This window comes from Pararhizobium sp. LjRoot255 (assembly GCF_964252905.1).
GTDB lineage: Bacteria > Pseudomonadota > Alphaproteobacteria > Rhizobiales > Rhizobiaceae > Pararhizobium.
This window is the reverse complement of sequence record NZ_CAXUPQ020000002.1, coordinates 808,712-822,063: the sequence shown is the minus strand read 5'-3', so window position 1 is coordinate 822,063 and position 13,352 is coordinate 808,712. Positions and strand designations below refer to the sequence as shown.

The window sequence follows — 13,352 nt, the reverse complement described above, 5'->3', positions numbered from 1 at the left end:
ATCGCCAAAATCATTCACGCCCTGTATAATGTCGAATAAGGCTTCCTTTGGGGATAATCTTCAAACGTCAAGCCATCAGGCGGTGAAGGGCGGAACCGTGGTATCGAGGCAGCCCGAGGGCCTTGTGAGGGGCGGCCTTCCGAGGAGAAGCCAATGGTCGCACGAATGCTATACGGCGCAGATCCTTTCCGCAACATACGCCGCTTCCAAGACGAAGTGAGCCGGGGCGGCGCGAGGGCGCTGGAATTCCCGGCGGTGAATGTCTTCGCAAACCAGGACGGCGTCATCATCACCGCCGAATTGCCTGGAGTAAGGTCAGAAGACTTGGACATCCTCATTCACAGAGATTCGGTTACTCTCAGCGGAGAGCGGCACACCGAAACTGAGGAGGCCCAAGGATATCACCGGCGTGAGCGTCGTGGGGGCGGGTTTGTGCGGACCGTGTCATTGCTGTTTGTGATCGATCCGAGCAAGGTTGAAGCGGATCTCGTCAATGGCGTACTGATTCTGGATCTTCCTCGAGCTGAAGAGGACAAACCCAGGCGCATTAGTGTGAAGGCGAGCAAGGGGGCGGATCATGGCTAAGGGAGAGACCACGAAAGCTGGAACGAAGGGCGAGAGCAAGCAGCAGTCTCAGGCCGCGCTGACTAGCCAACCGGAGCTAGAGGGCAAGCTGTCCGCGGAGCAGGACGCGGGCGAGCGGACCCATGAGAGACCGGTCTTCATACCACGGGTTGACATCTACGAGACCGAACACGGCCATGTCGTCCTTGCGGATCTGCCCGGCGTGAGCCCGGAGGGTTTGGAGGTCACGTTGGAGAAGCGGGTGCTGTCGATCTATGGCCGCGTCGAAGAGGACGCCCCCGAGGGCTACAGCCAGGCCTATCGCGAGTACGCGGTTGGCGATTTCGAGCGGCAGTTCACTCTCTCCGGGGATTTTGACATCAATGGAATTGGGGCGAACTTGAAGCTCGGTGTGCTTCACCTCGCCATCCCGAGAGCTCCGGAGGCAGCGGCAAAGCGGATCGAAGTGAGATCTGTTCCCTGACGGTCGAGAGGATTGCGAAAACGCCGCGCTCGCCAGCGGTTCGCCGGGCCTACTCTATGACCGAAGCGATGTGATTTCCGGGGCTGTCCTAGAAGGAGATTTGATCTATTAGGATGGTTGGATATGGTTAAAACACTCGAAACTCCCAGCAAAACCTCCCTGAGCGCCCCGAAGGGGCGTACACAGATCCCTCCGAAGGGCGGCCCCAAGACCAGAGCCACGATGGGGTTTTCGCAACCTCCCGGTGGTCCCCGGATTCAACCTACGCCCGGTCGCCAGCTTGATCATCCTGGGCCACGCGCCTTTCATACGGCGGGGCGTGGGCAGTCATGCGCTGCTCGCGAAGTGGCCTCTGGGAGCGGTTTCCTCGCCAGCTTTGCCTTAAACCGCACAATCCGTCGCCATGCCATAACGACCGATAATGTTGGCTTTTCGGTCGTCCTGCCCATTGCTGGCAGAATGGCCGACAGGATCGACCAGAACCCTGAAAACATCGCTAATGAAGACGTTTGCGGGCTCTCTGTCTGTTGGTCATGATCGTGGAATCGCCCGGAAACGCTGGGTTTCTGCAGCTTTTCTCGCCCTGGTTCGCTGGATTCTCGCCCGAGTTAGGCGGACGACGTCATCCAGGATCCCTGGATAGCGAGCAGCATTCGCCGCCGCGAACGGGCTTCGAACGACGGCAAGCCCCTTCCTTCTCATGGCTGCCCTCCTGAATCCCCGCAATTGGCGCATTTCGGCCATGCGAAGCCGCAGGCGCGTTTTGTCTGCTCGCCGGTGTCGGTGCATCAGACAACCCCTCCGTTGGGCTGTACGAGCCTGCAAATCAATCGATAAAACACGCCTGCAAAGGAACCTTTTCTCACGCATTGCATAACTGTAAAACCTCGGCGAGAATCCGCCCATGTCAGCGCCCTATAACACCCCCTCCCCTACCCAGCCGCGCCGTCTCGTCGGCTATCCGCGTGCCAAGCAGGTACTCGATCGCCTCAACCTCCTGGTCGATCATCCACGACGCCAATGCCTTCCATCGCCATATACGGTGACAGCGGAATGGGCAAAACAATGCTCATGAAGCGTTTGCGTGACCAGCATCCGCCAAGCTTCAATTCGCTCACCGGCAGGCTGAAGACGCCGGTTCTGGCCATGGAGATGACCAGCCGGCCTGGTGAGAGACGGTTTTATGCCGAACTTCTGACACTCCTCGGCGCACCACAGCTGCCGCGCGCCGATATCGCCCAAATGGAGCAAGCTGCGTTGCGCATCATGGAAGCAATCGGCGTGCAAGTGCTGGTGATCGACGAGGTGCACAACATTCTCGCTGGAACATATCGCGAGCAACGCATCGTCCTCAACACATTGCGCTTTCTGAGCAACCGCCTTCAGATCTCGCTCGTCTGCTTCGGGGTCAACGATGCCCGTGAGGCCATTGGTGGCGATGTATGCGGCGGATACTGCAAGATCACCGAGGGCATCACTGCCAACATCTTCCACATAATCAACTCACTGGCTATCGAGGCAATCGAAAGCGGAAGAGAGCGGATTACCGATGAAGCCATTGAGAAATGGGAGCCGGAATTTGACGCCGAAGCAGCGTTCGCATGAGATGGGAATATCCGCACGGCAATTGCCGGTAAGGCTGGCTCCCTACCCCGATGAAGTTCTGTCGTCGTGGATCATTCGGCATGCTGCATTCTATGCGGTCCCTCCCTTGGCTATGCTTCAGCATTGCCTTCCCGAGGTACAATCTTTGCGCACGTCCGATCTAGACATCACCGAAAGTCAGGTTGTCCGCATAGCCCGTATGTTCTCTGCTGATCCCGCCACGGGGCTGCGCATGACCTTTTCGAACATCGCGCAATCGTCGCGGCGCCTGATTGCCAGCGAGCCCCGGCAATTATGTTGCAGCTGTAGTCCGATTACTAACGAGTTGCAGCCCGTTCTTCGTAGCCGGTTTCTCGGCTGGCGCATCACCTGTCCGCTTTGTGGTAACCTCCTTCAGAACACTGACGGGGTGCCCGCCCCTCTCCCTTCAGTCGATATCACAATAGTGCCCTTATAGGAGAACAGCTTCTCGACGACGAGGCCGAGCGCGGCATGCAAAACTGGATGGCGCCAAGCGAGATTGCCGGCCTCCTGCTGATGCGACGCGTTCCGAAGCCTTTCCCCGCTCATGACGAACCGTCAGGCTATAGAGTGCTCGGCGTGATCATTCCTGATCTCGATGACGTTCTCAGGATGGAAAGTAGCGAACTCCCGACGCGAGCAAGTACGCTCTTGCCGCTGCATTTGAGGCAGGCTCTTTTAGCTGGTGTGGCCATCGTCCAGCGCGCCGGGCCGGAGATGGTTCACATGCTGCGTAGCCATATGATGGGCGAGAACAAAGCACGCTTCGGCAACGCTATAAACGATATCGTGGACTGCGCACGTCAATCTCGGTCGTCTTCGCAGTTGCACCTAATGTGAGATTCACAAGAAAGAAACAGCCGCAGTCTTACGTTTAAGTGCCAAACGACACCGTTTTCGGTTCTCAAGGACTTGAGAGCAATTCTCAGCTCTTGTCCTCATTCTTCGCGAAACGTTCGTAGAGCTCATCGAGATGATCGGTCAGGAATTTGCCGAACTTCGCAGCATTTCTGGCCTTTAGGGACAGCGAAAACCCATTGTTGCCGCTTTTGATCTGCGCCGAAACGCTCTTGTCGGCGGGCGTCCAGGTGCTGCCGCTCGCGACCGACTTCGTCACCCGTTTAGCCGTCGTCTTCAACCCGGCGAGAACAGAGTTGAATCGCGTATTGCTGTCCGGCACGCGCACACTTTCATCCGCGAGAATAGCCTTTGCCTTCAACAGATTTCCGGCTTTGCCCATCAGCAGCGAGAGCTCCACCCAGCGCTCGCGCCCAACGGCGGACGCCGACCCGATCTGCGCAATGACATCGGCGGGAATCCGCTCCGTAACGGACATCATTTTTGAGACGGATGCCGCATTGGCCGATAACGCGGCTTTGATGGTCTCACGGTCGTAACCGAGATCATCCAGCCGCCTGGCAAAGGCGGCGCGCTCGATGAAGGTGAGGTTGGCGCGGGCGGAATTTTCCTGGCCCTGGGCGATCACATGCGTGCGGTCATCCAGCGCCTTGACGATCGCCCGCACCGGCCGGCCGATCTCTCTTGCCACGCGTACACGGCGATGTCCGAAGACGATCTGGTAGCGGCCGTCCTTCTCCGGGTGAGGGCGCACCAGAATGGGCGAGTCCTGACCGCGTTCCTGCATGGCGCGCAGCAGTTCCTGATATTGCTCGCCGTCGTCTTCCATGCGATCCGTGACGAAGGAGCCCTCGACCGCATCGGGGTCGATCTCGACGACCGTCTCTCCCTCCATCAGCTTCTCGGCCTGCTTTGCAAGCTCATCAATCGAGCGGATCATCGTTTTGGAGGCACCACGGACCGGATAGGCCGGCATATCGGTGGCATCGTCCTGATCCATAAGACCTGCGAGCAAGTTTTTCCTAGCCATGGCATCCGCTCCGAATAGTTTCTAGAGAGTTGAATTTACGAACGAAAATCCGAAATTTGTCAGCTGACAAATTCAGCGCCTCCAAGCGTCGTGAATGAGTCCCGCGATCTCGGTATTTACGGCATCGAGCGACTCGATCGCACGGTCATAGGTCGAGCGGATCATCTGCGCCCTTTCGACCTCATACAAGCTCTGCTTGGTGATGCCGGCATCGGAAATCGCCGTCGATTTCAACATCTGGTTCTTCAGCATGTTCTGGTGGAACATCGACTGCATGAAGCCAACCATCTGCGCCTGCGGCACATCTGTCGGCTCGTAGCGAGTGACTAGGTAGCGGTACCATTCGAGATTGACCGCAGCACCAGCCGCCCGGATCGGTTTCAGGATACCGCCGAGCATCAAGAGGAACTGGCCCATCGACATCACATCCAGCATCTGCGGATGGATCGTGATGAGCACGCTGGTCGCGGCTGTCAGTGCGGTGATCGTCAGGTAGCCGAGCTGGGGAGGGCAATCGATGACGACGACGTCGTAGCGATCGTCGACCTCGGCCAGCGCTTTGCCAATGCGCGTAAAGAATGTCTTGCCTTCCGTCGACCCCTTGTTGCTCATCGCCAGCGGTGTATCGTACTCGAACTCCTGGAGTTCCAAGTTGGCCGGGACGATGTCGAGACCCGGAAAGTTGGTTGTGTGGATAATCTCTGACAGCGGCCTCTTCTCGCCGTCATAGCGGATCGCGTCATAAAGCGACGGCGTCTGGTCGCGCTCTGGCTGAAAGCCATGAAGGGAGGAGAGGGAGGCCTGCGGGTCGAGATCGACGGCGAGCACCCGGTGCCCGGTCAAAGCCAGGTACTGTGCGAGATGCGCCGCGGTCGTCGTTTTTCCCGAACCGCCCTTGAAGTTGACAACGGCCAGCACTTGCAGCTTCTCGCCGGACCGCCGGTGCGGCACATACATCTTGGCTTCCGAGCGGCCATGCAGGTCGAGATAGTGCCGAAGTTCCAGCATCTGCTCGGCGCTGTAGGTGCGCCGGCCGGACGCAGAGGTCTGCGGAACCGGGCCTTTGCCTTCGAGATGCAGCTTCTTCAAATTACTTTGGGATACGCCGATATAAGACGCGGCTTCCGCCAGGCTGAACGACCGCAAGCTCTTGCGTGCATTGGGGGGGAAACGCTGAACGCTGAGCAAATGCAGCTTCTTGGAGATCAGGTCGCCCTGTTCAAGAATTTGGTCCTCGAAATGGCCAAGCATGGACTGTGCGGAAATGGACGAAGTAGCGTTCATTGGCGGCATACTTTCAAATAACGATTTTCAGGTGATTTGCTGCTGATAACCGTTTTTATGGCCGCGTTTTGTCATACGCAAGGAAATTAGCGTTAACAAGACGTTACATCATTGATTGCAAAGGACTTTATCTTTGACCGACGAAACAGGGGGATAAAAAGACGCGGCAGCAGCAAGATTGCCGCTGCCGCGCACTGTTGGGGCAAAGGCCGCACCGCCTTGCCCGCCGCCTCAACCGCGCTGCCTGGGGAGATGCAAGCGATGCGATCGAGAAAAAATCACCTGATCATGCAGCCTTGCGCTTCTTCTGACGATAGACGTCGACGACGACAGCGGCGATGATGATGATGCCCTTGACGATCTCCTGGTAGTAGGCGTCGACGCGCAGGAAGGTGAAGCCGGAGGTCATGACGCCGAGGATCACCGTGCCGATGACCGTGCCGGTGATGCGACCAACGCCGCCGGTCAGCGACGTGCCGCCGATGACGGTGGCGGCGATCGCATCGAGTTCGTACATCACGCCCATGCCGGCCTGTGCCGTCTGCGCCCGCGCCGCCGTCACCACGCCGGCCAGCCCCGCCAGCATGCCAGCGATCGCATAGACCTTGACCAGGTGCGCCTCGACATTGATGCCCGAGACCCGGGCGGCCTGGACGTTGGCGCCGATCGCATAGGTGAACTTGCCGTAGCGGGTGTAGCGCAGCGCAATGTGGAAGATCAGCGCGACGACGAGGAAGACGACGACCGGCCAGATGCCCGTGCCGATGAAATTGAACTGGTCGGTGAGGCCGGAAACCGGCTGACCCTTCGTATACCATTTGGAGAGGCCGCGGGCTGAGACCATCATGCCGAGCGTGGCGATGAAGGGCGGGATCTTCGTGCGGGCGATCAACTGGCCATTGATGAAGCCGGCCAAAAGGCCGATGCCGAGGCCAAGCGCGATCGGCACGATCGCCGGAAGGTCGGTCAGCGCCGGATAAAGCGCCCGCGGCCAGGTCGAGGCCTGCGCCACACTGGCGGCGATCATCGCCGTCATGCCGACCACCGAGCCGGAGGAGAGATCTATACCGCCGGTGATGATCACCTGCGTCACGCCAACGGCGATGATGCCTATCACCGCCACCTGCAGGACCATGATTGTCAGCCGTTGCGGGTTCATCAGGAAGCTCTGACCGACGAATATCCAGCCCAGCACTTCATAGACCAGCGCGATGCCGATCAGCACCAGGAAAATGTTGAATTCCGCGGGCATCCGCCTTCTGGATTTGGCAAGGGGCGTGCCTGCACCCTGTGCAGCGACATTGGTTTCCATTTCTCTTTCCTCCCTGTGGTTGGCATTTCCTGCGCCGTCAGCGTGCGGCAAGTTCCATCACCTTGACTTGGGTCGCTTCCGCCCGATCCAGGAAACCCGTGACCCGGCCTTCATGCATGACCATGACCCGGTCGCTCATGCCGAGAACCTCTGGCATTTCCGACGAAATCATGATGACGGCGACGCCGTCGCGGGCGAGTTCCGTCACCAGGCGGTGGATTTCCGCCTTGGCGCCGACGTCGATGCCGCGCGTTGGCTCGTCGAGGATCAGGATGCGCGGATTGGTCAGCAGCCAGCGGCCGATCAACGCCTTCTGCTGGTTGCCGCCGGAGAGATTTTCGATGCGCTCCTCAAGGTTCGGCGTCTTCACCCGAAGCTTGCGGGCCATGTCCTCGCATTGCGCCGAGACGCCCTTCTCATCGACAAAGCCCATCTTGACGAATTTGTCCTGGAGCACGGCGATCTGCATGTTCTCCAGAATGTCGAGGATCAGCAGGCAGCCGGTGTCCTTACGGTCCTCGGTCAGAAACGCCATACGGTTTCGGATCGCCTCTGTCGGTGAGGCAATGCTGACCGGCTTGCCGTTGATCCGGATCGAGCCCGAACTGGCCGGCGTCACACCGAACAGCGTTTCGGCGACGTTCGAGCGGCCGGAGCCGACAAGACCGGCGACGCCGAGGATTTCACCGGCGCGCACGTCGAACGAAACATCGTGGAAGACATCCTTGAGGCAGAGGTCCTTGACCGACAGCACGACATCGCCGATCGGCACATCCTCCTTCGGAAACATCTGGGTGATCTCGCGGCCGACCATCATCTTGATGATGTCGTCGCGGGTAACGTCCGTGGAGGCATGCGTGCCGATATACTTGCCGTCGCGAAACACCGAGAACTCGTCGGCAATCTCGAACAGCTCGTTCATCTTGTGGGTGATATAGACGATGCCGATGCCCTGGCTGCGCAGGTCGCGGATGATCGTAAACAGATGCGACACCTCGCGGTCGGTCAGTGCCGAGGTCGGCTCGTCCATGATCAGAACGTCGGACTGATAGGACACCGCCTTGGCGATCTCGACCATCTGGCGGTTGGCGATCGACAGGTCGCGCACCTCGGTTTGCGGATCGAGCGTGATGTTCAGCCGCGTAAACAGGTCGGCCGTCATCCGGTTCATTTCGCGGTGATCGACGAAGCCGAAACGATTCTTCGGCTCGCGGCGGATCCAGATGTTTTCGGCGATGGTCATGAAGGGCATCAGGTTAAGCTCCTGATGGATCATCGCGATGCCGTTTTCGAGCGCATCCAGCGGCGACTTCAACTGAATGTCGACGCCCTTGAATTTGACCTCGCCCTTGTCGGGCGTGTAGATGCCGGCAAGGATCTTCATCAGTGTCGATTTGCCGGCGCCATTCTCGCCCATCAGCGCATGCACCGTGCCGCGCTTCAGCCGGAACGACACATCGTCGAGCGCCACCACACCCGGAAATTCCTTGCGCACACCTTCGACCGCAAGCAGATATTCGGCATTCGGTACCGCGCCACTCGCACGCACCGCCGCCATCGTTGTCGGACTAACCATTGTTCTAATGCCTCCCTCTCGCCTCATCGGCCAGAACCCGTGCGCGCAGGCGCCAAGGGGTTCGCGGATGGTTCACCGGACACACAGCGCGTGTCCGTCATAAAATCCGGGCAATCCGGAGCGCGATTAGCCGCGCTCCGAAACTTGGGCTTAGTTCTTGGCCTGATAGTCTTTGAGGTTGGCGGGGGTCACCAGTTCGAAGGGAATGTAGACCTTCTTGTCGATCGTTTCACCGCGGGCAAGCTTCAATGCCGCGTCGAGCGAGCCCTTGCCTTGACCGGCAGCGTTCTGAAACACGGTGACATCGAGGTCGCCTTCAGCCATGGACGCAAGCGCGTCCTGCGTCGCATCGACACCGCCGATGACGACGCTGTCCATGGAGCGGCCGGCTGCCTTCAGAGCCTGGATAGCGCCGATGGCCATTTCGTCGTTGTTGGCGATGACGGCATCGAATTCCAGGCCGGCCGACAGCCAGTTGGTCAACAGATCGGCACCCTGCGTGCGCGACCAGTTGGCCGTCTGCTCTTCGACGATCTCGATGCCTTTGCAGGCGTCGGTCGCAAGTACGTCATGCACATCCTTGGTGCGCATGCGGGCCGCCTGGTTGGAAAGCTCGCCCATCATGACCACAGCCTTGCCCTTGCCGCCAAGCAGCTTGCAGACTTCCTGGGTTTCCAGTGTGCCGGATTCGAGTTCATTGGAAGCGACGAAGGCCTGCTTCTCCGGAAGGCTGTCGATGTTGCCCGGCTCGCGGTTGACGTAGACCAGCGGGATACCCGCCTCCGCGGCGATCTTCGACATGGCAGCGGTCGCATCGGTATCGACCGGGTTGACGATGATGGCATTGACGCCGGCAGCGATGAAGTTCTGGATCTGGCTCTGCTGCTTGGCGACATCGTTCTGCGCGTCTTCGACCTGCAACGTCACGCCGTCGAGCGTCTTGGCGTAATCCTGCATGCCGTTGCGCAGAACGGTCAGGAAGTTGTCATCGAACAGCGCCATCGAGACACCGACCGTTTCGGCATGCGCCGCCGTCGACATCATCACAGCCAGAGCCGCACCCATGATCATTTTCTTCATGTGTATTTCCTCCACAAAACGGTGTCCGGCAACCACCCTCCACAAGCCGGAGGCATCCCGGTCCCCGGTGATGCCCGTTTCCCATTACCCGCCTCTCCCGTGGCGGGGCCTCAAAAAACAGAATAAACAAACCGCACGCTTGCCAATACGGAATATGTATTCCATTTTTTAACGGGTCGTCAAGTGCGCATTGGCATATAAACACGCAAAAACGCCGGCCAATGCGCTTCATGTCTCATGCTCCGGCAGCAAGGAACTCCATACTCGCGCGCAAGGCCGTCCCGATGTCGCTCCGTTGATATACCGCCGGAGAAAAAGGCTCGAAGGAGAAGAGGCCGGCATAACCGCTTGTTCGTAACCTCTCGATCTGGCCGGCATTGTCGATCCGGTCATCTGCGTCGACCAGCACCCGATGCGGATCGCGCATCTCGCTGACAGTGATGCCGGCATCCGCGACGCCGGATATATGGACGAGACCGGTTATTTCAGGATAGAATTTTTCTTCTCCTGCCAGATAGTGATGGAACGTGTCATGCACGAGTCTGAACCTGCCCTCGCCGCCGACGGCGCTTATCCCTTCGGCCGCCTCCGCTTTCGAGCGCAGCGAGCAGATCTCGAAGCCGAGCGGCTCGACAAGGCCGATGATGCCCACTTGTTCCAGCATCGGCTTCAGTGCGGTCAGCGCCTGACGCAGGCTCGCCTGCCGCTCGCCGTCCTTCTGGCCGCTGCCGTCATTGACGGGCACCAGAACCAGCGCCCTTGCGCCGCAATCCCGCGCGTAAGCGATGAGTTCCTCGGCCTCGCGGGCGCGATCATCGTTCCAGTCGTTGAACCGTTGCAGCGCGTTGATCGAGATGATCGTCAGCCCGTGTTTTTCGGCGAGAGCCTTGACCTGGTTCGCAGGCGTTCCATCGATGATGGCGTTGCCGGCAAGGTCGTTGCGGATCTCCACCGCAGAAATGCCGAGTGATTGGGCGAGCGTGAAGAATTCGTGCAGCGGCAATGCCGGCGCGGTCATGTGATTGAGGGCGAACGAAAGAGTCGTCATAGGTGATATTTCCTCCTGCAAGTAAATCGAAGGGCAGCAGCCCGGCGCGCGCAGCGCTGGGAGCACGGCTTCGCCCCTCGAAGACTTGGAGGATCATCAGCTTATTGCCACGCAGTCAAAGCGGAACACGACCGTTTCTCTTTCATCCGTGAAAGAATACGAAAACGTAATGATGGAATTCCATCATTCTGCACCTGGTCGCTTAAATATTCTCAGGCGTGAAAATATCGAAGGGGAGGAATGTCTGGCCAGGAACCCCGGCAACTCCGCGATCGATGGCGCCAACCATCAGGCCGACCAGTTCCCGCGCGAGCTGAGCGACCGGCGTTGCAATCGCCATGGTGACGAGATCCTCGGCCAGCGCCGCGCGCGATTCCGGTGTCAGTTCGTTGACCACCACCAGCAGCTTTCCGGCGAGCTTCTCCTCGGCCAAGGCCGAAACTGCGCCCTCCATTCCGCCACCGCAGACGTAGAAGCCGACCAGATCAGGGTGGCGCTGCAACAGGTTGAGCGTCGCCTCATGGGTGATCTCGGCTGTTTCAAGGTTGACCAGCGTATCGAGGACCTCGAATTCAGGCGCGTTCTCCCGAAAATAGGATCGAAAGCCAATCTCCCGCAGCTCGTGCCCATGAAAGCGATGGCTGCCGACGAAGGCGGCCACCTTTCCCGGCCTGCGTGCCGCCTTGGCAATCATCCACGCCGCCGTGCGTCCAGCTTTCCGATTGTTGAGACCGACATAGCCCTCGCGAATGCCGGTTGCGAAGTCCGACAGAAGCGAAAAAACCGGAATCCCTCTTTCCTTCAGTTCCTCCACAACTGTCGTCACTGCCGGATAATCGGGCCCGACCAGGGCGATCGCCTGATTGCGCGCCGCCATGGCCCGCAGCTTTTCCGCGATGGCCGCGGGCGTCGCGCTTGCAGCAAAATCGATCTGCGGAACGACGCGAATGCCCGGCGCCGAAAGCGCAGCATTCTCGATCTCCCTTGCCATGGACTGGTAGAAAAACTGGTTGGGCTTTTGCAGGACGAAGCCCAGCCTGTATTGCGGCAAATCCTCGAATACCCTTTGCCTCAGCAGGCCGACCGCATGATAGCCGATCGATTTGGCCGCATCGTAGACCCGGCGCGCCGTTTCCTCGCGCACACGGTGACGTCCGTTCAGCACGCGGTCAACAGTGGCGACGCTTACGCCGGCAGCCTTGGCAAGATCGGCAATGGTCGGTCGTCCGCTCATGTCTCCCCCTGATGTAAACCATCATTCATTACATCCATTTTTGATGTACTTTGATAGAATATATCAAGGCTGCATTGAGCCGCCGCGAAAGTCAACCTATCCTCACGATTACAGCACAGGGCGCATCCGGAAACGATGCGCAGGGAGGATCACAGATGAACAGGGCCGCCACGAAACGCGATTACAGTCTGCTCGGCCGCGATGCCCAGACCGCTGTCGAAAGCGGGCTTGCCGCGGCGGAATGGTATCACACCGACATTCCGCGCAAGCAGATGAAGGAGCTGATGAAGCGCGAGGATGGTCCGGCCATCCGCGATACCATCCTCTGGCTCGGCAGCATGATTGTGTGCGGCGGCCTCGGCATCACTTTCTGGGGTTCCTGGTGGTGCGTACCCTTCTTCCTCATCTACGGTGTCCTGTACGGCTCAGCCTCGGATTCACGCTGGCACGAATGCGGCCATGGCACCGCCTTCAAGACCCGGTGGATGAATGATGCGGTCTACGAGATCGCCTGTTTCATGATCATGCGCAACCCGGTAACCTGGCGATGGAGCCACACGCGCCACCATACGGATACGGTCATCGTCGGCCGCGACCCGGAAATCGCGGTCATGCGGCCACCGGATCTTGTTCGCCTCGTGCTTAACTTCTTCGGTATTCACGACGTGTCCTATGCGATGATCGACATGGTCCGCAATGCCGCCGGTGTGATCAGCGCCGAAGAAAAGACCTTCATTCCCGAGCAGGAGCAGCCGCGCGCCATCCGCGTCGCCCGCATCTGGCTGGCAATCCATGTCGCGACGATCGCCCTTGCGATCGCCGTAAGCTCGATCCTGCCTCTGATGCTGATCGGTCTGCCGCGTCTCTATGGTGCCTGGCACCATGTGATGACCGGCCTGTTGCAGCATGGCGGTCTAGCCGACAACGTCATCGATCACCGGCTGAACAGCCGCACAGTCTATATGAACCCGGTGAGCCGGTTCATCTACTGGAACATGAACTATCACGTCGAGCATCACATGTTCCCCATGGTGCCCTATCACGCGCTGCCGCGGCTCCATGAAATGATCAAGCACGACCTGCCGGCGCCGAACACATCGATCCTTGGGGGCTATCGCGAGATGATCCCGGCCTTCCGGCGCCAACTCCGAAACGAGGATTATTTTCTCAAGCGCGAACTGCCGCCGACGGCCAAGCCCTACCGGGAAGAGCTGCACGCCGAACCGATCGCCGCCGAATAGAGCGGCGCCCCGAAC

Annotated in this window: 12 protein-coding genes and 1 pseudogene; 6 read left to right on the top strand and 7 right to left on the bottom strand. The window is 59.2% G+C overall.

Annotated features, from left to right (window positions below; genetic code table 11):
• Positions 1–153: 153 nt before the first annotated feature.
• From ACSQ2W_RS22920 to ACSQ2W_RS22900, 5 genes and pseudogenes are all read left to right on the top strand, one after another.
• Complete coding sequence (locus tag ACSQ2W_RS22920; protein ID WP_436088457.1) at positions 154–585, top strand: Hsp20/alpha crystallin family protein; 432 nt, start codon at positions 154–156, stop codon at positions 583–585.
• Entirely contained in the window at positions 578–1,048 is a 471-nt protein-coding gene (locus ACSQ2W_RS22915; RefSeq protein WP_436088456.1) for an Hsp20/alpha crystallin family protein, read from the top strand. Before ACSQ2W_RS22920 ends, ACSQ2W_RS22915 begins: the two co-directional genes overlap by 8 nt.
• 943 nt (positions 1,049–1,991) lie before the next feature.
• Positions 1,992–2,653, top strand: a pseudogene (locus ACSQ2W_RS22910) (TniB family NTP-binding protein); the annotation flags it as partial.
• Positions 2,598–3,110 (top strand): TniQ family protein, encoded by a 513-nt coding sequence (locus ACSQ2W_RS22905; protein ID WP_436088455.1) that lies wholly within the window; start codon positions 2,598–2,600, stop codon positions 3,108–3,110. The pseudogene ACSQ2W_RS22910 and the gene ACSQ2W_RS22905, both read left to right, overlap by 56 nt.
• A 35-nt stretch (positions 3,111–3,145) precedes the next feature.
• Complete coding sequence (locus ACSQ2W_RS22900; protein WP_436088454.1) at positions 3,146–3,514, top strand: hypothetical protein; 369 nt, start codon at positions 3,146–3,148, stop codon at positions 3,512–3,514.
• 85 nt (positions 3,515–3,599) lie between these two features.
• Here the strand turns inward: ACSQ2W_RS22900 and repB are convergent, their stop codons facing one another.
• The 7 genes from repB to ACSQ2W_RS22865 all read right to left on the bottom strand — a co-directional run bounded on the left by repB (position 3,600) and on the right by ACSQ2W_RS22865 (position 12,096).
• Positions 3,600–4,562, bottom strand: coding sequence for a plasmid partitioning protein RepB (repB, locus tag ACSQ2W_RS22895; RefSeq protein ID WP_436088453.1), 963 nt, complete (start codon positions 4,560–4,562; stop codon positions 3,600–3,602).
• 72 nt (positions 4,563–4,634) lie between these two features.
• Complete coding sequence (gene repA / locus ACSQ2W_RS22890; RefSeq protein WP_436088452.1) at positions 4,635–5,846, bottom strand: plasmid partitioning protein RepA; 1,212 nt, start codon at positions 5,844–5,846, stop codon at positions 4,635–4,637.
• Between the two features lie 286 nt (positions 5,847–6,132).
• Positions 6,133–7,158 carry an ABC transporter permease gene (locus ACSQ2W_RS22885; RefSeq protein ID WP_436088451.1) on the bottom strand — a complete coding sequence of 342 codons (1,026 nt, stop codon included), beginning with the start codon at positions 7,156–7,158 and terminating at the stop codon, positions 6,133–6,135.
• Positions 7,159–7,195: 37 nt separating this feature from the next.
• Positions 7,196–8,734: a sugar ABC transporter ATP-binding protein gene (locus ACSQ2W_RS22880; protein ID WP_436088450.1), complete on the bottom strand. Its 1,539-nt coding sequence runs from the start codon at positions 8,732–8,734 to the stop codon at positions 7,196–7,198.
• Between the two features lie 150 nt (positions 8,735–8,884).
• Positions 8,885–9,814: a sugar ABC transporter substrate-binding protein gene (locus tag ACSQ2W_RS22875; protein WP_436088449.1), complete on the bottom strand. Its 930-nt coding sequence runs from the start codon at positions 9,812–9,814 to the stop codon at positions 8,885–8,887.
• Positions 9,815–10,049: 235 nt separating this feature from the next.
• Complete coding sequence (locus tag ACSQ2W_RS22870) at positions 10,050–10,862, bottom strand: TIM barrel protein (protein ID WP_436088448.1); 813 nt, start codon at positions 10,860–10,862, stop codon at positions 10,050–10,052.
• A gap of 202 nt (positions 10,863–11,064) precedes the next feature.
• Positions 11,065–12,096 (bottom strand): LacI family DNA-binding transcriptional regulator, encoded by a 1,032-nt coding sequence (locus ACSQ2W_RS22865; protein ID WP_436088447.1) that lies wholly within the window; start codon positions 12,094–12,096, stop codon positions 11,065–11,067.
• A gap of 155 nt (positions 12,097–12,251) precedes the next feature.
• On the opposite strand from ACSQ2W_RS22865, the gene ACSQ2W_RS22860 reads away from it, so the two are divergent.
• Entirely contained in the window at positions 12,252–13,337 is a 1,086-nt protein-coding gene (locus ACSQ2W_RS22860) for a fatty acid desaturase family protein (protein WP_436088446.1), read from the top strand.
• The last annotated feature ends 15 nt before the right edge of the window (positions 13,338–13,352 follow it).